Below are 21947 nucleotides of genomic sequence, written 5' to 3'. Positions count from 1 at the left end.
GAGCGATTCATCGAAGGCCCACCCCTCTGCCTCGACGTGTTGCTCCAGCCGCTTCGCGGTTTTCTCGAGCCGCGGTTGAGGCTGGAGCCTGAATTCCTGAAGCCACTTCTGCCCCTCGACGAGGATCCGCGGCTCCCTCCGCGACTCCGGCTTCCCCCACGACTCCGGCTCCCGCCGGAGCGCCTGCCGCCGCCCCTCTGGGCCAGCTGCTCGCTGGTGTCGAGGGCCGGGGGGACTGACTCCAAAGCCCCGTGGGAGGGGGTGGCCGGCAGGGCCATCACCGCGGCCAGCAGCACACCGAAAACTGAGAGGGGCCGTTTCATCAGTTCACCTCCTCACAGGCCTCGTCGTAGCAGCTGAGGTCGACCCGGCCATCCGCTCCGAATTTGACCCGAATCAGATCTCTCCCCTCGGTGGCCTCGGGCCGTTCCTCCACAACGCTGTTGAGATAATTGGCATTGACGACGCAGAGATCTCGGCCGTTGAAGCAGATGGTGTTGGTCGAGAACAAGGCACCCGCCGAGGTCAGATAGGTCCACGTCTTGCCGGCTGGATCCCAGAGACTCATGCGGGTGGGGGTGCTGGTGATTTTGATGAGCTCCTCCTTCTCGCCGATCGTGTGGCGGTAGAGGGTGGCTCCCTCTTCATTGGTGGCCTCCACGATGCAGGGCTGGGCCGGCCCACTCTTCAGGCTGCACTCCGTCTCGAGTTTGTAGAGCAGCTCCGAGCGAGCCGGTGCCGGAATTGCCGCCCAACTCAGGAGTGAGGCCGCGGCCAGGGCAAGTGGGACAAAGGGTCCTGGAGATGGAACGTGGAGTTGCATGGCTGAAGAACTCCCAGTCAGCGGCGGGCTTTGTTGTCATCCTGACAACAGAACTGAAAGCGGGCAGCAAGCCGTTGCCTTTGACCACAGATCGATCGTCCGACTTCTCCAGTTCCAGCCATGGCCCGGTTTCCTGCCTCTCTTCTGCCCATCGGCTACCGGCGAGGACTGGGGCAGGAGGATCTGGCGGCCGGACTGACCGCCGCCGCGGTGGTGCTGCCCAAGGCGATGGCCTACGCCACCATCGCCGGCCTCCCTGTGCAGGTGGGTCTGTACACAGCCCTGGTGCCGATGGCGGTGTACGCCCTGCTGGGCAGCTCCAGACCCCTGAGCGTGAGCACCACCACCACCCTGGCGATCCTTGTGGGCAGCGAGCTGAACCGGCTCTCGCCGTTGGATGATCCCAGCGCCCTGGTGGCGGCCAGCACCACCCTGACCCTGCTGGTGGGCGCCATGCTCTGCGGCGCGGCCCTGCTGCGACTCGGTTTCATCGCCAACTTCATCTCCGAATCGGTGCTGGTGGGCTTCAAGTCAGGCATCGGTCTGGTGATCGTGGTGGATCAGCTGCCCAAGTTGCTGGGGCTGCATGGGGAGAAGGAAGGCTTCTTCCGCGACCTCGCTGCGCTGCTGGTTGGGATCCCCAAGGCTTCGCTGGCCACGGTGCTGCTCTCGGCCGCTCTGTTCGGCCTGCTCTTCGGCCTGAAGCGTGGGCTGCCGTGGGTGCCGGCGCCGCTGGTGGTGGTGGCCATGGCGATCGCCGGTTGTGCCCTGCTGGGCCTCGATCGCTTCGGCGTGGAGCTGGTGGGCGCCGTGCCCAGGGGGCTGCCTGGACTGAGTTTGCCGCGACTGGATCTGCTCAGCGGTCTCTGGCCAGGGGCGGCCGGCATCGCCATGATGAGTTTCACGGAAAGCATCGCCGCAGCGCGCGCCTTCCGCGCCAGCGATGAACCTTCTCCGCAACCCGACCGGGAGCTGCTGGCTCTCGGGCTGGCCAACATCGGCGGCGGCTTCTTCGGGGCGATGGCGGCAGGCGGCGGCACCACCCAGACGGCGGTGAACCGCCAGGCCGGTGCCCGCAGTCAGATGGCGGAGCTGGTCACGGCAGGAGCCGCACTCGCCACGCTGCTGCTGCTCGCCCCCTGGATCGCGCTGATGCCCCTGGCGGCCCTGGCGGTGGTGGTGATCGTCTATTCGTTCGAATTGATCGCCCCTGGCGAATTTCTGGCCATCCGCCGTGTCCGCGACATCGAATTCCGCTGGGCGCTGGTGGCTTTCCTGGGGGTGGTGGTCCTTGGAACCCTCCAGGGCATCCTCGTGGCGGTGATCCTCTCCCTGCTGGCGCTGGTGCAGCAGGCGGTGAACCCTCCGGTGTATGCCATCGGCCGCAAGCGTGGCACCGATGTGTTCCGGCCACTGTCCGCCCGGCATCCCCACGATGAAACCTGGCCGGGGCTGCTGCTGCTCCGGGCCGAGGGGCGCCTGTTCTTCGCGAACGCCCATGGCGTGCTCCTGAGGATGCGCGCCGAGGTGGATCGGCACCACCCGCGGGTGGTGGTGCTCGATGGCAGCGCTGTGATCGACATCGAGTACTCCGCCCTGAAGACGATCATCGAGGCGGAGCGGCGTCTGGAGCGGGAGGGGATCTCCCTGTGGCTGGCGGGGCTGAACCCCACGGTGCTGGAGGTGATCCGCCGCTCGGAGCTGGGCGAGCGCCTGGGCAGGGAGCGGATGCACCGCAACATCGAGCGGGCGGTGGAGCACTACCTCGCCGAGGGGCTGGAGCGGGGGGCCAACCCTTGGCCGGTCGGCAACCCGGAGGAGCAGGTGCAGCGTTCAGATCTCGGTAGGTTGCCCAGATCTGGGGAGGACATCGGCCCATGACCCCGAAGCCAGCGGGCCAGCGCAGCCACGCCCGGTCTGATCGGCGGGGATGGTTCTGGCGCGCTCTGCTGATCGTGGCCTTGCTGGTGGCCCTGCCCGCCGCGGCCCCATCCCTGGAGGCGCCCGAGATTCCCTCCGCTCTGGTGGAGGTGGATGGGAACGGCCTGTTTCAGGTGCGCACGTCGAAGGACTTCAGCGCCGAGCAAAGGGTTGACGCGGCCAATGGGCTGCTCCAGCGCGCCGCCGAGACCCCCAGGGCAGCCGTGATTGAGGTGGTGGAACGCAACGAGCTGCCGGTGATCACCCTCAACGGCACCTCCCTGCTGACTGTGACCCGCCTGGACGCTCCGGAGGGGGTGAGCCTGGAGGAGCAGGCGGAAGCCTGGCGCCGTCGCCTGGAGGAGGCCCTCGAGCAAGCGCGGCTCCAGCGCAAGCCCACCTACATCCGCAGCATGCTGTTGCGCTCGCTGCTGCTGCTGCTGGGGGCCTTCCTGCTGCAGCGCCTGCTGGGGACCATCTTCCGGCGGGCCTTTACGCAGGCCTGGCCACAACCTGGCCCCGACAGCGACAAGAAGGAGAACCCCGGGGGCACGGGCCTGCTGCTCAGGGGACTGCTGCGAGTGCTGCAGGCAGCGCTCTGGATCAGCGTGGCCGGAACCGTGGCCGACCTGTTTCCGATCAGTCGGATGGGCTTGCAACGGCTGCGGGGCGCCCTCTCCGACAGCCTCGCGTCCCCCTTCCTGCCCCTGGGGGAGCGCAGCTATTCGGTGCTGGATGTGATCGTGCTGATCACCCTGTTCCTGGCCCTGGCCAATGGGCTGGGAATGCTGCAACGGATGCTGCGCACCCGCGTTCTTCAGTACACCGGGATCGGCAAGGGCAACCAGGAAGCGATCGCCTTCGTGCTGCAATACGCCCTGCTGTTCATCGGCTCGCTGGTGCTGCTGCAGCTCTGGGGGCTCGACCTGAGCTCCCTGGCCCTGTTCGCCAGTGTGTTCGGCGTTGCCCTGGGCCTTGGACTGCAGGGAATCACCAAGAATTTCATCAGTGGCCTGATCATCATCTTCGAGCGGCCGATTCAGGTGGGCGATTTCGTGGAGATCGGTGAGCTTCAGGGCACCGTTCAGAAGATCAGCCTGCGCAGCACCGAGGTGGTGACCCTGGATCGGATCTCGATCATCGTGCCGAACTCGGAATTCCTTGAATCCCAGGTGGTGAACTGGAGCCATGGCAGTCCCACCTCCCGCCTGATCCTGCCCGTGGGGGTGGCCTACGGCTCAGATTGCAACGCGGTGCGTAATGCGCTGGTGGAAGCGTGCAAAGGCTATTCCGGCATTCTCCAGGAGCCCAAACCAAGTGTGTTCTTCACCGGTTTCGGCGACAGCTCCCTCGACTTCTCCCTGCTGGTCTGGATCAACCAACCCATGCGCCAGTACGAGATCATCAGCGATCTCAACTACCGGATCGAAGCCCTTCTCCGCCGCCGAGAGATCACGATCCCCTTCCCCCAGCGGGATCTGCATCTGGGCGGCGAGAGTCTGCAACTTGCCCTGCCGCCTGAGCTCAGTGCGGGGCTCCAGGCCCTGCTGGCCGGCCGCGCCGGTGAATCCCCGGTGGCGCCACCGGATCAGGGAGTGCCGTAGGTGGGGGGCACCGTGCTGGCCCGACCACTGCGGATCGCGTGATATCCCGGCGAGAGAATCTCCACCTGCGCCGCTGCGAACTGATCCTGCAGGGCCGCCAATAGATCCGAGAGGGTCTGGCGATAGCTGTCCACATCCCTGACGAAAGCATTCAGCTCATAACTGATGTGGAAATCGTTGAGGGAGGTCTGGAACACAGAGGGACTGACCTCGTCGGTGATGCCCTCGACGCTGTCGGCGGCGGCGAGCATCAGCTCATGAACCCGTCGCCAGGGCACGTCGTAGCCGATGGTGACGGTGGTGGCAATGGCCACGGGCCTGGAGATCTCCCGGCGGGAGAAGCTGAAGTTGAGAATGGAGGCCGAGATCACCGTGGCATTGGGAATGCTCACGAGTTCGTTGCGGGGTGTCTTGATCAGAGTCACCAGCAGGGCTCGGTCCTGCACCACACCGATGGTGCCGTTGATCTCCACCCGGTCTCCCTTGCGAAAGGCCCGGGTGTAGATCAGCATCATCCCGCTGATGATGTTGGTGGCGATGGCACTGGAGCCGAGAGCCGCCAGTGCACCCAGCAGCAGGCCGGCCCCCTGGAAGGCCTTGCTGCTGGAGCCCGGAATGTAGGGGTAGGCCAGCACCACACTGGCCAGGACGATCAGGATCGTGGCCAGGCGCGCCGTGGGCATGGCCCACTCCTGGTAGAACCCAGGAATACGAACCCGCCCGCGATCGAGGGCCTTGAACCAGGCGTTGCTGCACCGTCCGACCGCCGTGGCGATCACGATGATCACCAGGATCGAGAACAGATTCGGGATGGTGGCCAGGACCCCGGCCAGCAGGTTGCCCACCAGCGCCAGAATCTGGCCGCGCAACCCTTCGGCGATTCCCTGGGTGGGCGGGAAGAATCCCAGCAACAGGGGGATCAGCAGGTAGCTGACCAGCAGCAACAGCCCCCAGTGGATCAGCCGCAGCAGCGCCTGCAGCACCGAGCGGATCTGAGCTGGATCCAGCAGCTGGCCACTGCGTCGTTGCACCAGCAGGAACGACCCCGATTCCTGCTCATCGATCCAGCCCTGGATGCGCCCACGCAACAGCGTCTGCAGGTGCACCCAGAGCACGTAGACCCCAAGCACCAGCAGGGCCAGGGCCGTGCCCCGCAACCAGTAGTCCTGGGTGTGGCTCCGGCGGTAATCGGACACAGCCTGGCGCAGGCTGTCGCGATAGCGCGTTGCCAGCTCCTGGCGCTTGAGCCCGAAGCAGGCACTGCCGCGATCATCCACCGCCATCGAGGCGGCGAATGTGGATCCACGCTTGACACCGATCAACGTGTAGGGAGGATCCTCCTTCAGCACGATCTGCTCGGGCTGAACAGTGAAGTCGGAGGCCCATTGCGCCAGGGTCCTGCTGCCGCGGGCGGCGAAGGCCGTGACCTGCTGGGCTCCGGGGGCCGAGCGAATCTCCAGCACGTTCTTGCCGTCCAGACGGATCCACGCCGAGGGATTGGCGCAGTACTGCGGAACGCTCTCGGGCGTGGGGAGCTGGGCTGGCGAGGCGATCGCCGGCGTGAAGACGAAACCAAGGCCCAGCAGCACACCCAGCAGCAGGGTCACCACCCGGTGACGGGGCCTGGCATGCCCCATGGCCATTGTGCCCATAAAGCCAAGGATCATGGCAGCCCCATGAATCGGGGAACGCCTCTCAGCGCCCTGACGGCTCACGCCCCTCACGGAGCCGAACCTCCAGCCTCGCCCCTGCTCAGACGGGCGCGGCTCCCCGGGGCAAGAAGCAACCGTTCTGGACCGATTGACCGCTTACAGTTGCCGCCCCTGATCGGCTCGCCGCCATCGCACCGCCCCATTCCCATCCGGGACTGATCGCTCCGTGCCGCCGAACCTGGGGCCCATGACACCAGAGCGCTGGCCTCTGACCAGCCCTTCCTTGCGCAGGGAGGCACGCGCCGTGCCGCGTCAGCGCATGCGACGTCTGCTGATGGAGTTCCGCGAGGACGCCCGGCTGGATCAGGTGTTCATCGTGCTCACCCTGGGCTCCGCCCTGATCTCCAGCCTCGGCCTGCTGGCCAACAGTGCCGCCGTGGTGATCGGGGCGATGATCATCGCTCCGTGGATCACGCCGCTGCGGGCCACCTCCTTCGGCATCCTGCGGGGGCGCCTGCCGATGGTGGTGCAGGGGCTGGGGACCCTGTTGGTGGGGGCCTTGATCACGGTCAGCCTGTCGTTGTTGCTGGGCAAGCTGGCTGGCCTGCCGGATTTCGGCAACGAGGTGCTCTCGCGCACCAGCCCCAATCTGCTCGACCTGGGCATCGCCCTGGTGGCCGGTGGGATCGCCGCCTACGCCAAGCTGCGCAGCGAGGCGGTCTCGTCGCTCGCCGGAACGGCCATTGCCGTGGCACTGGTGCCGCCGGTATGCGTGATGGGTCTTCTGCTCTCGGCCAACCAGTGGAGCCTGGCCCTGGGAGCCGGCCTGCTCTACCTCACCAACCTGCTGGGCATCCTGAGCGGTTGCTTGGTGGTGCTGGCCAAATCCGGGCCGGGGCTACGGCACCACATGCGCCGCAGCCGGCTCAGCCTGATCAGCCTCTCCCTGACGGCGGTGCTGGTGGTTCCCCTGACCAGCAGCTTCCTCGATCTGGTCCAGCGGGGCCGGCAGCAGACACTGCAACGACAGTTGCAGGACACGATCCAGAACCTGCTGGTGCGCGAGACCGTGACCCTGGGCCAGGAGGCCCAGCTCGATGGGATGACCATCGACTGGGACCAGAATCCCCCCCTGATCCGGGTGGTGGTGCGGGCCAACCGGCCGGATGTGCCCAGCCCGAAGCAGGTGGCGGAGGTGCAGAAACTGATCAACGAACGCCAGGGGCTGCGCTTTCGCCTGCTGGTGGAGCGCTCGGCGGTGGAGGTGGTGGGACCGGAAACCGCCCCCAATCCCGAACCCCCCGAAGGTGTGTTGCCACTGCCCAGAACACAGCAAGCACCCCCCCCTCCTGATCCACCAACACCCGTAACCCCACAGCCCGCGGGATCGGCAGGTGCGGGAACAGCACCCGTGGCGCCGCCGTCGCCGCCCGAGTAGCCAGCCCCCCCATCAGGCGGCAGCGATGTTCAGAGCTGAGCTGAGCTGAAGCTCAGCCAGGATTGAGGCTGGAGCGCAGGTGGTCCAGCCGGCGGGCATTGACGCCAAGGTCGGAATCGCCCAGGCGGGATTCCGAGCGGGCCTGGAGGCTGGACCCGGAGGGATCCACGGCCAGTTCCAGATCGTCGGCAAAGCCGAACAGCTGACTCTCGGCGGTGGCATGGAGGTAGCTGAGCTCGGGGGAGCCGGACCTGGCTTCGATCTCCGTGCCTGGAATGGCCTCCAGCTCCAGCGCCAGCTGCCGAAGGGCAGCTTTTGGATCGGCCAGCGGCCAGTCCTGGCGGGCGCAGTGGGCGGGGCTGACGCAGGGACGCAGCAGCCCATCGTGCAGGCCCAGATCCGCGGGTGGCACGCCGCTGAAATGGAGCAGGGATGCCCAGGCGGCGACCGGGTGGCCCAGCAGGAACACCCAGAGCAAAAGCTGCGCTGCCACCAGCGTCAGAAACTTGTTCAATCCGGAAAACAGTCTCATCAGGCGCCCGTCCAGCTGCCGTGCAGGCCGTGGGGCAGGGCGAGGGGCATGGGCAGCACCGCCTGCTCGGAGAGATCGGCGGCGTTGAGGATCACCAGGTCGCTGGCGCAACGCGCCCCGTTCCAGACCACACAGAGGATCCAGCCATCGTCTTCGGCGGGTTGCTCGCTCGCGGCCTCGGGCCGGGGGCGCGGCACCATCACGGGTTCGCTCACGAAGCCCCGGGGAGCGGCGCTCCAGATCCGGCGCTCCCCGCTGATCAGATCGAGCTTCTCGATCGCCTGCAGGGGGGCATTGCCCCGCTCCTGCTCCGTGACAGCCATCCAGGCGTAACGGGCCTCCAGGCCCACCCGCTGGGGGTTGACCATGGCGAATTCACAGCAGCGCTCCTCCAGCAGCTCCGTGCTCACCTCACCGCTGGTCAGGTCGATGCGGCAACGCTTGAGCTGGCCGATGGGCAGGGTGTCGAAATCGACGGCGCGGAAATCAACGTCAGGACCGATCGAGGGGAAATCGTCGTAGAAAATCGAATCCACCACCAACTGGCCGGCCACGCCGGCGCCGGGATCCTCGAAGGCATTGAGGTGGTGGAAGACGAAGCCTTCGGGAGCACCCACCTGCAGAGGCTCCCCCTCGCCAGAGCGAGGGATCAGCCAGAACTGGCCACTTTCGCCAGGCTTTGAGCTCAGGCACTGGGCAGCCCCCTTCCAGCCGAGCACGAACCCCAACGGGTTGAAGTTCATGGCGTTCTGCAGGAACACCGCCCAGTTCGGGGTGATGGCGAAGTCATGCAGGAAGGCGAAGCCGTTGAAGCTGCGCTTCTGATCCGCCACCAGGTCCCCTGCAGCCGCATCGGGGCCGGCGTCGAACTCCATCAGGCGGATGGTGCTGCGCGGGCCTGCCTTGACCCCGAAGGTGACCATGCGCTGCTGGCCGTGGTGGCCGGGATCGAAGCGGGGATGGGCACTGAAGGCCTCACCATCGGCCAGCACGCCCCCGAGGAGCTCGACCCCCTCCGTTTCGAGCGTGGTGGGATCGAGGCTGTGGGGGGAGCTGGCCTCCCAGAGGGCCAGCAGCTTCTCTCCCAGCCGCACCACGTGGGTGTTGGCGATGTTCTTCAGGCGCAGGTCGAAGGCGTTGGCCAATGGCCCCCCAGGCTTCTGGCTGCCGAACACCCCCCTGTAGAGCACCTTGCCGGCCTCCTCCTCCGCCAGCCAGCCCTCGGTCCGCACGAAGCGGTTGGAGAGGTGGGCCTCACCGCCCGCGAAGCGCACGGCGGTGATCATGCCGTCGCCATCAAAGGGATGGTGCACCCAGCGTCCGCCACGCTCCAGCCGCCCGGGCCCATTGCGGTACAGGCTGCCGCTCAGCTCGCTCGGGATGGTGCCGCTGGACGTGGCCAGCGGCACGGCCGTGAGTTCCGTGCCCACATTGCGGAAGGCGCTGGCCCAGTCGCCGCGGTCGTAACCGGGGGCCTGGGCCGGCGCGGCGGCAGCGGCCGCGGGGTTGCCGGGCTCGGGTCGACTGGGGGCGATGGTCATCGCTCATTCGCGCGGGGATCCCTCCATCATCACGTAACGGAGTGTGACAGCGTGGATGCACCGCTGAACAGCCCTGCAGGAGAGCAGCGCGTCCCCTCCAGGGGCAGGTGCTGGGCCGCGAAACCTTCAAACGCCACGCGATGAAGCCGGTCGCCACAGCAGGCTGGCTGAGCAACGGCTCAGGCGCCGGCCCGCTCCAGTACGCCCTTGCTGCTGGGCACCTCGCCGGCGCGGCGCGGGTCGATCTCGGTGGCCATGCGCAGGGCCCGGGCGAAGGCCTTGAAGCAGGCCTCCACGATGTGGTGGGAGTTGGCCCCCGCCAGCTGGCGGATGTGCAGCGTGAGGCCGCTGTTGTTCACCACCGCCACGAAGAACTCCTTCACCAGCTCGGTGTCGTAGCTGCCGATCTTCTGCGCCGGGATGGCGAGATCGCAGCTGAGGTGGGGGCGGCCGGAGCAGTCGAGCGCCACCTGCACCAGCGCCTCATCCAGGGGTGCCACAAAATGGCCGAAGCGCTGGATGCCCTTGCGGCTCCCCAGGGCCTTGGCCAGGGCCTGGCCCACGGCGATGCCCACGTCCTCGTTGGTGTGGTGGTCGTCGATGTGGGTGTCGCCCTCGGCGCTGATCTCCAGGTCCAGCAGGCCATGGCTGGCGAGCTGATGGAGCATGTGATCGAGGAAGGGAACGCCGGTGCTCACCTGGCAGCGGCCGCGGCCATCGAGACCCAGCCGCACCCGCACGTCGGTTTCACCCGTGACGCGGTGGATGCTGCCGCTGCGGCCGCCGGGGCCGCCGTGATCGAGGTCCAGGGGAGAGGACACGGGGCGTTGGCGCGAGACTGTACCAATCATGCCGAAGTCGGACGTCGGTATCGGGTCACAATCAGTGGCTCCGATCGCCCGCCGCGTGAACGACTCTCCCCAGGCGGTGCTCTCCGAGCTGCGCGCCGGCCATCGGCGCTTCCTGGACGGGGAGTCGCTCCATCCCCACAGCAGCCGCGAACGCATGCTCGAGGTGGAGACGGGGCAGCATCCCACCGCGGCGGTGCTGGGCTGCGCCGATTCCCGGGTGCCGGTGGAGCTGCTGTTCGACACGGGCTTCGGCGATCTGTTCGTGGTGCGCAACGCCGGCACCCTCTCCACCACAGCGGCGATCGCCTCGCTGGAATACGCCGTGGCCCATCTGGGCGTACCCGTGATCGTGGTGCTCGGCCATGAGCGCTGCGGCGCCGTGGAGGCGGCCCTGAACCCTGCGCTGACGCTCACCCCAAGCCTGGCCCAGCTGGTGGGTCAGCTGCGCATGGAGCTGATCAATCTCGGCGGCCACCACGACCTCGATCAGGCCTCCCGCCACCACACCCTCAATGCGGCCCGCAACCTGGTGGATTCCAGCGTGCTGCTCACCGACCTGATGCGCGCCGGCCGTCTTCAGGTGGAAGCCGCCTTCTACAACCTGCACACCACCACCATCGACTGGATGGGATCGGTGATGCCGACGCACTTGGAGGCCCTGATCACATCCCCGTGATGCAGTAACCGGCATCCACGTAGATCACCTGGCCGGTGATGCCCGAGGCCAGGGGGCTGGCCAGGAAGGCGGCGGTGGCGCCCACCTCGTCCTGCGTGACGGTGCGCTTGAGCGGAGCCTTCTCCTCGACGTTGTGGATCATCTCGAGGATGCCGCCGATGGCGGAGCTGGCCAGGGTGCGGATCGGACCGGCGCTGATGGCGTTCACCCGCACCTGCTTCTCCGGCCCAAGTTCAGCGGCCAGATAGCGCACACTCGCCTCCAGGGCCGCCTTGGCCACACCCATCACGTTGTAGTTGGGGATGGCCCGCTCCGCCCCGAGATAGCTGAGGGTGATCACGCTGGCGCCCTCACTGAACAGGGGCTTGGCGTGACGGCAGAGGGGGGCCAGGGAGTAGGCGCTCACCTCCAGAGCCCGGGCGAAACCCTCTGGGCTGATGTCGGAGTAGTTGCCGATCAGTTCATCCTTGCCGGCGAAGGCGAGGCAGTGGACGAGCACGTCGATCGAGCCCCACTGCTGCTTCACCTGCTCGAACACCGCCTCGATCTGGGCCGGGTCCTGCACGTTGAGCGGCTCGAACAGGCTGGGGTTCAGCGGCGCGGTGAGTTCCCGCACCTTGCCCTCGAAGCGGCCCTTCTCATCCGGCAGATAGGTGACTCCCAGCTCGCAGCCGGCCGCGGCCAGCTGCTGGGCGATGCCCCAGGCGATCGAGCGGTTGTTGGCGATGCCTGTGACGAGGGCTTTCTTGCCGCGCAGATCGAGGAGCATGGGAGAGGCGCCGAGTGCCGGCCGAAGACAGTGGGGGGATTCTCCTCCACCGCATCCGGCGGCACCAGGCCGCGCCCCTCAGCCAGTGATGACGCCCAGCGCTCCCGTTTCAGACACCACGCCGCCCCTGCAGCCCGGCAGAGGCGATCTGCCGCGCACCTTCAGCGACCGCGACGCCCTGGTGCGTGAGCTGGCGGCACGCTTTCCCCGCGCCGAAGGGGGCGCCAGCACGATCAGGGGGGGATCCAAGCCGGCGCTGGCAGCCCTGGAGGCCGTGGATCCTGTGCGCTACGCCGCCAGCCGCAACCACCTGGATGGAGCCGTGAGCGGTCTCTCCCCCTACATCCGCCACGGGGTGGTGACCCTGGCGCAGGTGCGCGACACGGTGCAGCGACGCATGACCAGGGGGCCAGGGCCGGTGAGCGAGAAGCTGTTGCAGGAGCTGGCCTGGCGCGACTACTGGCAGCGGCTCCGGCGCCGGCTGGGGGATCGCATCTGGGACAACCTGGAGCCCCTCAAGACCGGCCACCCGGAGGAGGCTTACGCCCGAGAGCTGCCGGCGGACATCCGCGAGGGCCGCAGCGGCCTGGCCTGCATCGATGCCTTCGCGCGCCAGCTGATCGACACCGGCTGGCTGCACAACCACGAACGGATGTGGCTGGCCGCCTACGTGGTGCACTGGCGCCGGGTGCGCTGGCAGGCCGGGGCCCGCTGGTTCCTGCGCCATCTGCTCGACGGCGATCCCGCCAGCAACAATCTGAGCTGGCAGTGGGTGGCCAGCAGCTTCAGCAGCAAGCCCTACCTGTTCAACCGCGCCAACCTGGAGCGCTTCGGCGCCGGGCGCCATTGCCCGGGCTGCCCGGCCGCGGCGGCCTGTCCGTTCGAGGCCAGCTACGAGGTGCTGCAGGGCCGGCTGTTCGCTGGAGAGGCCAGCGGGGAGACGACCTGAGCATGGAACGCCCGGTGCTGTGGATCCACGCCGAAGCCCTGGGGCCGGCCAATCCCGCCCTGCTGGCCCACCCGGACCGGCCGGCGCTGTTCGTCTTCGACGATGGCCTGCTGGGAGGCGCCGACGAACCGATCAGCCTCAAGCGGATCGTGTTCCTCTACGAGTGTCTGCTGGAGCTGCCGGTCACGATCCGCCGGGGCGACGGAGCCGAGCAGGTGCTGGCCTTCGCCGCCAGGCACCGGGCCGACGGGGTGGTGACCAGCGCCTGGGTGGACCCGCAGCTGGGCGGCATCGCCGCCACGGTGGCCGCCACCCTGCCCCTGCAGGTGCTGGAGCCCGAGCCCTTCGTGCTCCTGCCGGAGCCGGTGGATCTGCGCCGCTTCAGCCGCTACTGGCGATCGGCCGGGCCCCGGCTGCGGCCCGATCACCCCACGCCTTGACCGCGCTGATGGATCCCAGCGACCCGCTGCAGGCCTCGCCACGCCAGCTGGAGGATCCCCGGCTGCCGGCCACGGTGTGGATGGCAGGGCTGGGCTGGCTCACCCCCTCGCGGCGCGCGGAGCTGCTGGCGCTGCTCTCCAGCGAGGAGCGCCAGCGGCTGCGGAGCTGGCGTCAGCCCGGGGACCGGGACCATTTCCTGCTGGGACGGGGTCTGCTGCGGCAGCGGCTGGGGGAAGCTCTGGGGCTGGAGCCCGCGCGGCTGCACTTTCGCCTGGGCCCCCAGGGCAAGCCCGCCCTGGACGAGCGGGGCGCCATGCAGTTCAACCTGGCCCACTCGGGTGCCCTGGTGCTGCTGGCGCTGCACCCACGGCGGCCCGTGGGGGTGGATGTGGAGCGGCAGCGGCCCGTCCCCAACTGGGAGGCGATCGCCCGACGCCATCTGCCCAGCGGTGGCTGTGAAGCCCTGCTGGCGCTTCCCCCCGAGGAGCAGCCAGGCGGCTTTCTGCAGCAGTGGTGCCGGCTGGAGGCGGTGCTGAAGGCCACGGGACACGGCCTGGCCGCCGCCGGATCCCCTCCACCACCAGGCCTTGAGCTGCACGATCTGCACCTGCCGGAGGGCTACGCCGGCAGCCTCGCCGTGATCTGAGCCCTGAGTTCAGGGGTTTCCGGCGTCCGCCTCCGGCTCTGTGGGGTCCTCCTGCCCGGGGTCCTGCTCCTGCTCTCGGATCGTCTCGGGATCGGTGAGCAGGTCCTCCTCCTCCAGCATCGGCAGCGTCTCCACCTTCACCTGAGATGGATTCAGGGGCGGCTCGACCCACTCCCAGGTGCTGCGTGGGGCCCGGCTCTGGCAGAGCGCCTCCAGTTCCCTGCGCAGGGCCTGGCGCACGTCGCGGCGGGCCACGGCGGCAAAGAACTCCTCGCGGCTGGCCAGGCCCGAGCTGAAGGGGTGACTGCCGTTGCCGTTGAACAGCCTCGCTGGATCCGGCAGCCAGCGCGGGCTGCAGACACCCTTGCGGCGGGTGTCGGTCTCGAGCCAGATGTGCAGCCCGTAGCCGTCAGGCTGGCTGACCACCGCCAGGCCGTCGTGGGTCTGCTGCCGCTGCAGGGGAAAGAGGCGCCAGCTGGGGCGGTGGTGGGCGGGGACACAGCCGGCCACCGCGGCCAGCGCCACCAGGGCGGCAAGCGCGACCAGGGGCGGTGCCGGGCGATGGGGTGGCCGGGCCAAGGGATGGTCGCAAGTGGGGGGATCCTGCCCCGGGCGCGCCGCAGCCATGGACGCGACAATCACTCCAGCGACGGTCGATCCATGGCACTGACTCCCTCGACGATGCTGCCGCTGGCCCATCCCCTGCCCTCGTTCACGCTGCGGAACCTGGACGGGGACATGGTGAGCAGCTCCGGGCTGCCGCCGCGGCCGGTGCTGGTGCTGTTCCTCTGCGCCCACTGCCCCTTCGTGAAGCACATCGAGGCGGAACTGAGCCGGATCGATCGCGACTACGGCGAGCGGGTCACGATCCTGGCCATCGCCAGCAACAGCCTGATCACCCACCCCCAGGACGGAGCGGAGCAGCTGGCGGAGCAGCGCCGTCGCTGCGGCTGGGGTTTCCCCTACCTGCTCGACCCCGACCAGAGCGTGGCGCGGGCTTTCAGGGCGGCCTGCACCCCGGACCTGTTTCTGTTCGATGCCGAGCGGCGCCTGGTGTACCGGGGGCAGCTCGATGCCAGCCGTCCAGGCAACGACCTGCCCCTGGATGGCGCCGACCTGCGTGAGGCCCTCGAAGCCCTGCTGGCGGGGCGGCCGCCGAACACTGATCAGAAGCCTGCAATCGGTTGCAACATCAAGTGGCACCCGGGGCTGGAGCCGGCCTGGGCCTGACCCTGGGAGGGGCTTAAGGTTGCTTTCATGCAGGTGCCCCCCTTCGATCTCACCGAGCAGCTTCATCAACTGGGTGAGGCCCTCGAAGACGCCGTTCTGCAGGTGTTGCGCAGTGGGCAATACATCGGGGGCGCCACGATTGCACGCTTCGAGCAACAGTTCGCCCAGGCCGTGGGCGCTCCCCACGCCATCGGCTGCAACAGCGGCACCGACGCCCTGGTGCTGGCCCTGAGGGGCCTGGGCATCGGCGAGGGCGATGAGGTGATCACCAGCTCCTTCAGCTTCTTCGCCACCGCCGAAGCGATCAGCGCCGTGGGCGCCACGCCCGTGTTCGTGGATGTGGATGAGGCCACCTACCTGATCGATCTCGAGCTGATCGAGGCCGCCATCACCCCGGCCACCAGGGCGGTGATGCCGGTGCATCTGTTCGGGCGGCCGGTGGACATGGAGCGCCTGGGGGCACTCGCCGCCGCCCACGACCTGCGGGTGATCGAAGACTGTGCCCAGGCCACCGGCGCCAGCTGGGCCGGGCGGCCTGTGGGCAGCTGGGGTGATGCCGGCTGCTTCAGCTTCTTCCCCACCAAGAACCTGGGGGGCGCCGGGGACGGCGGTGCGGTCACCTGCCGGGATCCGGCACTGGCCGCCCGCATCCGGGAGCTGGCGGTGCACGGCATGCCGCGCCGCTACCTGCACACGTCGCTGGGATACAACAGCCGCCTCGACGCCCTGCAGGCTGCCGTGCTGAGCGTGAAGCTGCCCCATCTGCCGGAGTGGGTGGAGCGGCGGCGCCATCTGGCTGACACCTACCGGCGCGAGCTGGCTGACCTGCAGGGGCTGGTCCTGCCGGAACCGGGCCCCAGCGGCCACAGCTGGAACCAGTTCGTGGTGCGCATCCCCCGCTGCCCAGCGGCCGAGGCGGGCTGTGGCGGCAGCTGCGTGCCCTCCGGCGACAGCGCCGCCTACGGACTGCCCGAGAGCTGCTGCCGCGACTGGCTGAAGCAGGCCCTGGCCGAGGCCGGCGTGAACACGATCATCTACTACCCGATCCCGATCCACCGTCAACCGGCCTACGAAGAGCTGGGCTACGGGCCCGGCAGCCTGCCGATCACCGAGCGGCTCACGGCCGAGGTGCTCAGCCTGCCGATCTTCCCTGAACTCAGCTCCGCCCAGCAGGCCACCGTGACCGCGGTGATGCGGCAGCTGGTGGCTCAGCCCCTCAGCCTGGCCTCCTGAGCCGGAGGCGCCAGCGCGGCATGGAGCGCCTTGAAACGGGCCTGCTGCGTCTTGTGGTTCACGATCGGCCCCGGGTACCCCCGGCGCTCCATGGGCGCGATCTCCCCACGGATCAGATCGGCGCTGGCCACATGGGAGAGCTCAGGCAACCAGCGGCGGATGTAGGCGGCTTCGGGATCGAAGCGGGCCGCCTGGGTGTAGGGGTTGAAGATGCGCAGGGGTTTGGGATCCATGCCGCTGCTGGCACTCCACTGCCAGCCGCCGTTGTTGGCCGCCAGATCACCGTCGACCAGCTGGTCCATGAACCGGCGTTCGCCCCAGCGCCAGTCCACGATCAGATCCTTCACCAGGAAGGAGGCCACGATCATCCGGCAGCGGTTGTGCATCCAGCCTGAGGCGTTGAGCTGGCGCATGGCGGCATCCACGATCGGCACGCCGGTGAGACCCTCACACCAGGCCACGAATCGGGCCTCGTCGTTCTCCCAGGGGAAGTGGCGCCACTGGGGGCGGTAGGGACCGTCAGCCAGTTCCGGGAAATGGAAGAGGGCCTGCTGGTAGAACTCGCGCCAGGCCAGTTCCTGCTCCCAGACCGTGATCGCCTGGTGCTCCTCCTCGCTGCGGGCCCGTGGGCGCTGCTCCTGGGCGGCGGCCCAGGCCTGGCGTGGGCTGAGGGTGCCGAACCTGAGCGCCGCGCTCAGGCCCGAGGTGCCCGGCTCCGCCGGCAGGTTGCGGCCTGACTCATAACTCAGCAGGGGCCCATCGGCGAAGGCAGCCAGCTGGGCGGCAGCGGCCGCCTCACCGGGACGGCAGGGGCAGAGATCAGCGCCCGCGAAGGGGCTGGGCGCCGGCTCCAACCAGCTCATCCGGTCCCAGAGCCGGCGGCGCTCGGCGGGCATCGCAGCAGGATCGAGATCGATCAGGCCCGATGGGGCGGGAACGGGGGCCGTGCTCTCGGGACCGGCCTGCTCGATCCGCCGGCGCCAGGCCCGGAAGTAGGGGCCGTAGACCCGGTAGGGGTCCCCGGCGCCGGTGGCCAGGGTCTCTGGGGGTACCAGCAACTGGTCCCAGTCGGCCAGCAGCTTGCAGCCGCTGGCGCGCAGGGCCTCAGCGACACGACGATCGCGGGCGCGGGCCCAGGGCTCCACATCGCGGTTCCAGGCCACCACTTCAGCGCCGCTGGCCTCCGCCAGCTGTGGCAGCAGCTCAGCCGGATCCCCCCGCACCAGGAGCAGCCGGGAGCCGGCCTCGCGCCAGCGGCGCTGCAGCTCCAGCAGGCTCTCGCTCTGGAACCAGAGACGGGACGCGGAACGGTCGAGGGCCTCCTCCTGAGCTGGATCGACGATGAACACGCCGGTGACGGCGGCGGTGGCGCGGGCGGCGGCGGCCAGGCCCAGGTTGTCGGCCAGGCGCAGATCGCGGCGGTGCCAGAACAACCAGCGGGGCGAGCTCATGCGAGGCCGAGCAGCTGGCGGGCCCGGAACCAGGCGGTGACGCTCTTGCCATCAAGGGCTTCATCACCGCTGGCCAGGGCCGAATCAAGGGCGGCGGGCTCAAGCAGCAGCACCTGCAGATCCTCGTCGTCATCGCCCGGGGGCCGCTCGCTGAGGGGCGAGAGATCCCTGGCCAGGAATAGATGGATCACCTCATCGGAATAACCGGGGCAGGGCAGCATCAGGCCCAGGGAATCCCAGCGGGTGGCGCTGTAGCCGGCCTCCTCCCCCAGCTCCCGCTGCATCGACTCCAGGGGGTCTTCGCCGTCTTCCAGGGTGCCGGCGGGGAACTCGAGGATGCGGCGCTCCACGGCGAAGCGGTACTGGCGCAGCACCACCACCCGCCCGTCAGCCAGCACCGGCACAGCCAGGGAGGCCCCGGGATGGCGAATGATCCCGTAGGTGCCCTCCACCCCCATCGGCAGCAGCACCCGGTTGAGCTCGAAGCGAAGTTTGCGGGCTTCAAGTGCCGCCGTGGTTTCCAGGTGGGTGGAGGGCTCGGGGGGCGGCAGGGGAGCCATGGAGGGAGGTGGAGCAGCCACACCAGTGTGACCGCCGGCCAGGCGCGATCAGCCCCCCTCGGGCCAGCCGTCCTGAGCCGGCAGCAACAACGGGGGCGGTTCGGCCCCTGTGCGGCTGAGCAGTTCAGCCAACAGGGAGGCGGCGGTCTCGAGACCGCCGGGAAGCACCAGCTGCGGTTCGATCGCCGCCAGGGGGCCGATCACAAAAGCACGCTGGCGCAGACGCGGGTGGGGCAGCTCCAGCTGGGGGCTGTGGCGGCGGGCCCCAGCGCACCAGAGGAGATCGAGATCGAGGCTGCGGGGTCCCCAGTGCTCCAGGCGCCGGCGGCCGAAGCACGCCTCCAGCCCCTGGAGCCGCTCCAGCAACCCCAGGGGATCGGGCCAGGGCTCAAGGCCAGCCCTCACCGCGGTCTCCTCCGGCTCCGGGCGAACGGCCAGAAGAGCGGCATTGATGAACGAGGGCTGATCCGGCGGCCCGCCCACCGGCGCCGTGCGAAACAGCGGCGACCAGCGCAGCAGCAGCGGGAAGCCGGCCCAGTCGAGCAGCTGCTGGCTCAGCAATGGCCGCACGGCGGTCAGGGTGCGGGTGGGATGGCCGAGGTTCGCCCCGAGAGCTATGGCGAGACCTGACACCACGGCCATGGTCGTCCCAGGCCGTGGCGGGGGCGGAGAGCTACGGCAGAAAGCCAAGATCCTCGAACCGGGGCACGAGCCAGGAGGGGATGCCGTCGTGGGCCCAGATCCAGAAGTCGCCGCGGCCCAGGTACACCGAATGGCCGGAGCGATACGCCTGGGCCAGAGTGGCCAGATCAAGCTGCTGCAGTGCGTCTTCCCGGCTCACGCGCCTGCTGCGGGCTGCAAGGGAGACCCTGGGGGCCATGGTGCGGTGCTGGTGAAGAGTTCGCCAGCGTATCGGCGGTCAGAACGTTGTGCCCAGGCGCAGGCCTTGCCCGCCTGGAAGCGACACACAACCGGTTCAGCGGGAGCAGGAAGGCTCGCACCAGACGAGAGGCGCTCAGGGACAGCGAACCCGCTGGTAGGGGTCGGCCAGGCCTGGCGCCCGGGTCGTGAGCTGCTGGCGGTCGGCGGAGAGCGTGAACTGGTGCAGGTCCAGCCAGGTGCTGCCCTCGCCGCTGAGCTCGCTGATCAGAGCCAGCTGATCAGCCCCCCGGGTCACGATCGCCAGCACGGGGCCGGCGCTCTCGTAGAAGCTGATCTGATCAGCCCCGATCCGCAGCCAGGATTCATCCGTGGCCGGGGCGGTGCAGTGGCGGGCTTCGGCCATCCAGATGCCCCGGAAACGCTCCGGGATGGTGGAGAGGCGCTCCGCCGCCAGGGCCGGTGGCATGGCGGCGAAGCCGAGCATCAGCAGAACGGCACGGGCGAGAACAGGCATCAGCCGGGCTCACAGGTCCGTTCTCATTGAACCGGAATCTGGAGCGGTTCCGCGCTGGGGGCCGGACCTCTGCGGGGCAGGGACACCGTCAACTGTCCGTCATTGGCCGTGGCGGTCATGGCGGCGGCATCGGCGTCGTCGGGGAGGTGGAAACTGCGGCTGAAGCTGCCGTAGACCCGCTCGACGCGGTGCATGCGCTCGTTCTCCTCCTTCTGCTCCTGACGGCGCTCACCCTGAATGGTGAGGACCCCTTCCTGAAGAGTCACCTTCAGGTCATCCTTGCTGACACCGGGGATGTCGGCGCGGACCTCATAACCCGTGGCGGTTTCGGAGATGTCGACCCGAGGGTGCCAGTCATGGAGGGGCATGCCGGCCAGGCCAGAACTGCTGCGAGTGAACGGCCAGGGCAACGAAAGGGTGTATCTGTCAAAGAGATCTTCGACGTCTTTAAGGGATTCTCGTTTCAAGAGCGCCATGGCGTGACCTCCTGGTGGTGAGTGAAAGGAGTGTGGAGGGAAGCTCTTCATCTCGCCACATGCACGACCGCTGCCTGGCATCGACCTTGCACGCGGGAGAATTCCGGGACCGGAATGGACGGTTGCGTCCAGATGGACCTCCCTTGATGGAACTGTCGATCCGCTGCGTGGGCTTGAAAAGGTGCGGGAGACCGCCCCTGACGGTTGCCCCCAAGGCCTCGATGGGCCCAGGTCGCGAAGCTATCCGGGCCACTCAGGATGATCCAACCCGGAGGACTGCAGCACTTGTTGATCATCTTGCTCGGACTCAGCACGGTTCAAGAGCTGTCCTGAGCACCAACAATCCTGTTCATGCAACTGCAGGATTGACATACGGCGAATAGTTGCACAGCCCTGGCATGGCATACTTCGTGCAGCAACCCCGTGCTCCTGTGATGAACGACAACGGCTCGTCGAAGTCTGCATGGGCTGGTGTTCTGGTCGTCCTGGCCGTTCTTGGCGGCCTGGCACTGCTGGGCTGGCTCTCGATCGTGATGCTCGATCTCAAGCACCTGAACACCTCCGGATTCACCCTGCCCTAAGCCATCGCAGGTGTAACTGAACAGCCAGCACCATGAGGACAATCCCGGGGAAGGACCCTTGGCATGCTGCCTGGCAGATGTGCGATAGCCTTTAGAGGCCAGCCACTGGTCGATCTGATGCTGCATCGAGGGATCGCCGCAACCGTTCTCCAGCTCAGCGCCGACAAGGAATCCACAGCGGTTTATGCCGCAGAACCAGGCCGAATCATCGCCTGGGGTGAACTCTTCTCTCAATTTCCCCGGGTTCCCGACGTGATTGACGAGGGAGCCACCGAACCGCTTCCGGGCTACGGCGCCATCACGGATGAGGAAGCCGAGCGGGTGGCCTCGGCCCTTGGTCGATCGGCGCATGCCCGGCTCCATGACGCCGTGATGAGGCCAGGCGCTACACCCGTGAACCCGGGGCGTCTGCTGATGCTGCTTGGCACGGCCGAGGCCAGCTACGACGCCCGCCTCCATGACCTGAGGGAAACGGCCAGGGCTGGAGATCTTCCTGCGGCCACGGCGATCTTCCTTGAACTCGTCAACGACGTTGAGAGGCTTGATCCTGTCCTTGAAGGCGCAGGACTCCTGCCGGTGGCTGATCGACGGATGGGGAATCTGGGCCTGCGTTGCTCTGATCTCGCTCGGCGTCACGCCATGCTTCTGGCCGGCACGGTGCTGGTGATGCGACGCCTGTCGACCGGCCCCGGTGAGGCCGGCATGAGGCGGATCGCCGGCAACCGCACCACCCTGCGGCGCTACGACACTGCCCAGTGGCAGGGTGGCCTGCCCCTGAGTGCCCTTCCAGAGGGTGAAGACCAGGTGGTGGTTGGAGAAATTGCCGAAATGGGCTGGGTGGATCGGCCCCTGATTCCCTATTCCTTTCTGCGGCTGACCGACGGATCGGAATTACGGATCCACCGCAGGGACATCAAGCAGAACGGCACCGTGCCCGGAGCCCTCGTCTGGATCCGAGGCAAGGTGGAGCTCGACGACAATGGCGAGAAGATCCTTGTGGCCCACTTTGAAGGACCGGGAAGCCACGCCGACACTGTCTGGGAAGACTGGCTGGCCGATGAGGCTCGGCACGCCTATGATCTTTACCCTCGCGTGATCGATGGGAACTGGGAGTTTCCATCGATCGGAGTGCAGTACTCAGCGGGTGATCTGATTTCCAGACTTCAGGAGGCCTAGGC

24 protein-coding genes are annotated in these 21947 nt (G+C 68.1%); 11 read left to right on the top strand and 13 right to left on the bottom strand.

The window, feature by feature from the left end; genetic code table 11:
* Positions 1–322 precede the first annotated feature (322 nt).
* On the bottom strand, positions 323–823 hold the full coding sequence (locus tag FPZ61_RS00300; RefSeq protein ID WP_185464332.1) for a hypothetical protein: 501 nt from the start codon (positions 821–823) through the stop codon (positions 323–325).
* 120 nt (positions 824–943) lie between these two features.
* Between FPZ61_RS00300 and FPZ61_RS00295 the strand changes: the two genes are divergently transcribed.
* On the top strand, positions 944–2704 hold the full coding sequence (locus FPZ61_RS00295; RefSeq protein WP_255441225.1) for a SulP family inorganic anion transporter: 1761 nt from the start codon (positions 944–946) through the stop codon (positions 2702–2704).
* Complete coding sequence (locus FPZ61_RS00290; RefSeq protein WP_185464333.1) at positions 2701–4347, top strand: mechanosensitive ion channel family protein; 1647 nt, start codon at positions 2701–2703, stop codon at positions 4345–4347. Before FPZ61_RS00295 ends, FPZ61_RS00290 begins: the two co-directional genes overlap by 4 nt.
* Here the strand turns inward: FPZ61_RS00290 and FPZ61_RS00285 are convergent.
* Positions 4332–5984 carry a mechanosensitive ion channel family protein gene (locus FPZ61_RS00285; RefSeq protein WP_185464423.1) on the bottom strand — a complete coding sequence of 551 codons (1653 nt, stop codon included), beginning with the start codon at positions 5982–5984 and terminating at the stop codon, positions 4332–4334. The two genes, FPZ61_RS00290 and FPZ61_RS00285, sit on opposite strands and share 16 nt — an antisense overlap.
* A gap of 262 nt (positions 5985–6246) precedes the next feature.
* Here FPZ61_RS00285 and FPZ61_RS00280 point away from each other — a divergent pair, with 262 nt between their 5' ends.
* Positions 6247–7437: a DUF389 domain-containing protein gene (locus FPZ61_RS00280; RefSeq protein ID WP_255441224.1), complete on the top strand. Its 1191-nt coding sequence runs from the start codon at positions 6247–6249 to the stop codon at positions 7435–7437.
* Between the two features lie 52 nt (positions 7438–7489).
* On the opposite strand, the gene FPZ61_RS00275 is transcribed toward FPZ61_RS00280, so the two are convergent.
* From FPZ61_RS00275 to hisB, 3 genes are all read right to left on the bottom strand, one after another.
* Complete coding sequence (locus tag FPZ61_RS00275) at positions 7490–7969, bottom strand: DUF1499 domain-containing protein (RefSeq protein ID WP_185464334.1); 480 nt, start codon at positions 7967–7969, stop codon at positions 7490–7492.
* A complete protein-coding gene (locus tag FPZ61_RS00270; protein ID WP_185464335.1) occupies positions 7969–9510 on the bottom strand; it encodes a carotenoid oxygenase family protein in 1542 nt (513 codons plus the stop codon). The genes FPZ61_RS00275 and FPZ61_RS00270 overlap by 1 nt, the downstream gene beginning before the upstream one ends.
* 179 nt (positions 9511–9689) lie before the next feature.
* Positions 9690–10331 carry an imidazoleglycerol-phosphate dehydratase HisB gene (hisB, locus tag FPZ61_RS00265; protein WP_370593315.1) on the bottom strand — a complete coding sequence of 214 codons (642 nt, stop codon included), beginning with the start codon at positions 10329–10331 and terminating at the stop codon, positions 9690–9692.
* Between the two features lie 85 nt (positions 10332–10416).
* On the opposite strand from hisB, the gene FPZ61_RS00260 reads away from it, so the two are divergent.
* Positions 10417–11037 carry a carbonic anhydrase gene (locus FPZ61_RS00260; protein ID WP_185464337.1) on the top strand — a complete coding sequence of 207 codons (621 nt, stop codon included), beginning with the start codon at positions 10417–10419 and terminating at the stop codon, positions 11035–11037.
* Here the strand turns inward: FPZ61_RS00260 and fabI are convergent.
* A complete protein-coding gene (gene fabI, locus FPZ61_RS00255; RefSeq protein ID WP_185464338.1) occupies positions 11024–11806 on the bottom strand; it encodes an enoyl-ACP reductase FabI in 783 nt (260 codons plus the stop codon). The two genes, FPZ61_RS00260 and fabI, sit on opposite strands and share 14 nt — an antisense overlap.
* An 88-nt stretch (positions 11807–11894) precedes the next feature.
* Between fabI and FPZ61_RS00250 the strand changes: the two genes are divergently transcribed.
* The 3 genes from FPZ61_RS00250 to FPZ61_RS00240 are packed head-to-tail and all read left to right on the top strand — an operon-like array spanning position 11895 to position 13842.
* The gene (locus FPZ61_RS00250) at positions 11895–12755 is read left to right on the top strand and encodes an FAD-binding domain-containing protein (protein ID WP_185464339.1); all 861 of its coding nucleotides are present in this window, start codon (positions 11895–11897) and stop codon (positions 12753–12755) included.
* Between the two features lie 2 nt (positions 12756–12757).
* Positions 12758–13195, top strand: a complete 438-nt coding sequence (locus tag FPZ61_RS00245) for a hypothetical protein (RefSeq protein WP_185464340.1) — start codon at positions 12758–12760, stop codon at positions 13193–13195.
* An 8-nt stretch (positions 13196–13203) separates the two neighbouring features.
* On the top strand, positions 13204–13842 hold the full coding sequence (locus tag FPZ61_RS00240) for a 4'-phosphopantetheinyl transferase superfamily protein (RefSeq protein WP_185474709.1): 639 nt from the start codon (positions 13204–13206) through the stop codon (positions 13840–13842).
* Between the two features lie 9 nt (positions 13843–13851).
* On the opposite strand, the gene FPZ61_RS00235 is transcribed toward FPZ61_RS00240, so the two are convergent.
* Positions 13852–14469, bottom strand: a complete 618-nt coding sequence (locus tag FPZ61_RS00235; RefSeq protein ID WP_185464342.1) for a hypothetical protein — start codon at positions 14467–14469, stop codon at positions 13852–13854.
* Between the two features lie 33 nt (positions 14470–14502).
* On the opposite strand from FPZ61_RS00235, the gene FPZ61_RS00230 reads away from it, so the two are divergent.
* A complete protein-coding gene (locus FPZ61_RS00230; protein ID WP_185464343.1) occupies positions 14503–15072 on the top strand; it encodes a thioredoxin family protein in 570 nt (189 codons plus the stop codon).
* A 27-nt stretch (positions 15073–15099) separates the two neighbouring features.
* A complete protein-coding gene (locus FPZ61_RS00225) occupies positions 15100–16305 on the top strand; it encodes a DegT/DnrJ/EryC1/StrS aminotransferase family protein (protein WP_185464344.1) in 1206 nt (401 codons plus the stop codon).
* On the opposite strand, the gene FPZ61_RS00220 is transcribed toward FPZ61_RS00225, so the two are convergent.
* The 6 genes from FPZ61_RS00220 to FPZ61_RS00195 all read right to left on the bottom strand — a co-directional run bounded on the left by FPZ61_RS00220 (position 16281) and on the right by FPZ61_RS00195 (position 20080).
* Positions 16281–17756, bottom strand: coding sequence for a deoxyribodipyrimidine photo-lyase (locus FPZ61_RS00220; protein WP_185464345.1), 1476 nt, complete (start codon positions 17754–17756; stop codon positions 16281–16283). The two genes, FPZ61_RS00225 and FPZ61_RS00220, sit on opposite strands and share 25 nt — an antisense overlap.
* The gene (locus FPZ61_RS00215) at positions 17753–18316 is read right to left on the bottom strand and encodes an NUDIX hydrolase (RefSeq protein ID WP_185464346.1); all 564 of its coding nucleotides are present in this window, start codon (positions 18314–18316) and stop codon (positions 17753–17755) included. Before FPZ61_RS00215 ends, FPZ61_RS00220 begins: the two co-directional genes overlap by 4 nt.
* 48 nt (positions 18317–18364) lie before the next feature.
* Entirely contained in the window at positions 18365–18958 is a 594-nt protein-coding gene (gene folK, locus FPZ61_RS00210; protein WP_185464347.1) for a 2-amino-4-hydroxy-6-hydroxymethyldihydropteridine diphosphokinase, read from the bottom strand.
* Between the two features lie 31 nt (positions 18959–18989).
* Positions 18990–19196 (bottom strand): hypothetical protein, encoded by a 207-nt coding sequence (locus FPZ61_RS00205; RefSeq protein WP_185464428.1) that lies wholly within the window; start codon positions 19194–19196, stop codon positions 18990–18992.
* 135 nt (positions 19197–19331) lie between these two features.
* Positions 19332–19712, bottom strand: coding sequence for a hypothetical protein (locus FPZ61_RS00200; protein WP_185464348.1), 381 nt, complete (start codon positions 19710–19712; stop codon positions 19332–19334).
* Positions 19713–19735: 23 nt separating this feature from the next.
* Positions 19736–20080: an Hsp20/alpha crystallin family protein gene (locus FPZ61_RS00195; protein ID WP_255441223.1), complete on the bottom strand. Its 345-nt coding sequence runs from the start codon at positions 20078–20080 to the stop codon at positions 19736–19738.
* 506 nt (positions 20081–20586) lie between these two features.
* Between FPZ61_RS00195 and FPZ61_RS00190 the strand changes: the two genes are divergently transcribed.
* Both FPZ61_RS00190 and FPZ61_RS00185 read left to right on the top strand, forming a co-directional pair.
* Positions 20587–20769 (top strand): hypothetical protein, encoded by a 183-nt coding sequence (locus tag FPZ61_RS00190; protein ID WP_185464429.1) that lies wholly within the window; start codon positions 20587–20589, stop codon positions 20767–20769.
* Between the two features lie 117 nt (positions 20770–20886).
* Positions 20887–21945, top strand: coding sequence for a hypothetical protein (locus FPZ61_RS00185; protein WP_185464350.1), 1059 nt, complete (start codon positions 20887–20889; stop codon positions 21943–21945).
* The last annotated feature ends 2 nt before the right edge of the window (positions 21946–21947 follow it).

Source organism: Synechococcus sp. BSA11S, assembly GCF_014224355.1.
GTDB lineage: Bacteria > Cyanobacteriota > Cyanobacteriia > PCC-6307 > Cyanobiaceae > Regnicoccus_A.
The sequence above is the reverse complement of the archived record's forward strand: the minus strand, read 5'-3'. Positions and strand labels throughout refer to the sequence as shown.

Coding starts and splice junctions, on each gene's coding strand:
- FPZ61_RS00270 (WP_185464335.1), bottom strand. CDS start 9,510: ATGACCATCGCCCCCAGTCGACCCGAGCCCGGCAACCCCGCGGCCGCT.
- fabI (WP_185464338.1), bottom strand. CDS start 11,806: ATGCTCCTCGATCTGCGCGGCAAGAAAGCCCTCGTCACAGGCATCGCC.
- FPZ61_RS00195 (WP_255441223.1), bottom strand. CDS start 20,080: ATGCCCCTCCATGACTGGCACCCTCGGGTCGACATCTCCGAAACCGCC.
- FPZ61_RS00295 (WP_255441225.1), top strand. CDS start 944: ATGGCCCGGTTTCCTGCCTCTCTTCTGCCCATCGGCTACCGGCGAGGA.
- FPZ61_RS00215 (WP_185464346.1), bottom strand. CDS start 18,316: ATGGCTCCCCTGCCGCCCCCCGAGCCCTCCACCCACCTGGAAACCACG.
- FPZ61_RS00235 (WP_185464342.1), bottom strand. CDS start 14,469: ATGGCTGCGGCGCGCCCGGGGCAGGATCCCCCCACTTGCGACCATCCC.
- FPZ61_RS00300 (WP_185464332.1), bottom strand. CDS start 823: ATGCAACTCCACGTTCCATCTCCAGGACCCTTTGTCCCACTTGCCCTG.
- FPZ61_RS00285 (WP_185464423.1), bottom strand. CDS start 5,984: ATGGGGCATGCCAGGCCCCGTCACCGGGTGGTGACCCTGCTGCTGGGT.
- FPZ61_RS00230 (WP_185464343.1), top strand. CDS start 14,503: ATGGCACTGACTCCCTCGACGATGCTGCCGCTGGCCCATCCCCTGCCC.
- FPZ61_RS00200 (WP_185464348.1), bottom strand. CDS start 19,712: ATGCCTGTTCTCGCCCGTGCCGTTCTGCTGATGCTCGGCTTCGCCGCC.
- FPZ61_RS00245 (WP_185464340.1), top strand. CDS start 12,758: ATGGAACGCCCGGTGCTGTGGATCCACGCCGAAGCCCTGGGGCCGGCC.
- FPZ61_RS00190 (WP_185464429.1), top strand. CDS start 20,587: ATGGCATACTTCGTGCAGCAACCCCGTGCTCCTGTGATGAACGACAAC.
- folK (WP_185464347.1), bottom strand. CDS start 18,958: ATGGCCGTGGTGTCAGGTCTCGCCATAGCTCTCGGGGCGAACCTCGGC.
- FPZ61_RS00205 (WP_185464428.1), bottom strand. CDS start 19,196: ATGGCCCCCAGGGTCTCCCTTGCAGCCCGCAGCAGGCGCGTGAGCCGG.
- FPZ61_RS00225 (WP_185464344.1), top strand. CDS start 15,100: ATGCAGGTGCCCCCCTTCGATCTCACCGAGCAGCTTCATCAACTGGGT.
- FPZ61_RS00185 (WP_185464350.1), top strand. CDS start 20,887: ATGCTGCATCGAGGGATCGCCGCAACCGTTCTCCAGCTCAGCGCCGAC.
- FPZ61_RS00280 (WP_255441224.1), top strand. CDS start 6,247: ATGACACCAGAGCGCTGGCCTCTGACCAGCCCTTCCTTGCGCAGGGAG.
- FPZ61_RS00220 (WP_185464345.1), bottom strand. CDS start 17,756: ATGAGCTCGCCCCGCTGGTTGTTCTGGCACCGCCGCGATCTGCGCCTG.
- FPZ61_RS00240 (WP_185474709.1), top strand. CDS start 13,204: ATGGATCCCAGCGACCCGCTGCAGGCCTCGCCACGCCAGCTGGAGGAT.
- FPZ61_RS00275 (WP_185464334.1), bottom strand. CDS start 7,969: ATGAGACTGTTTTCCGGATTGAACAAGTTTCTGACGCTGGTGGCAGCG.
- FPZ61_RS00250 (WP_185464339.1), top strand. CDS start 11,895: ATGACGCCCAGCGCTCCCGTTTCAGACACCACGCCGCCCCTGCAGCCC.
- FPZ61_RS00290 (WP_185464333.1), top strand. CDS start 2,701: ATGACCCCGAAGCCAGCGGGCCAGCGCAGCCACGCCCGGTCTGATCGG.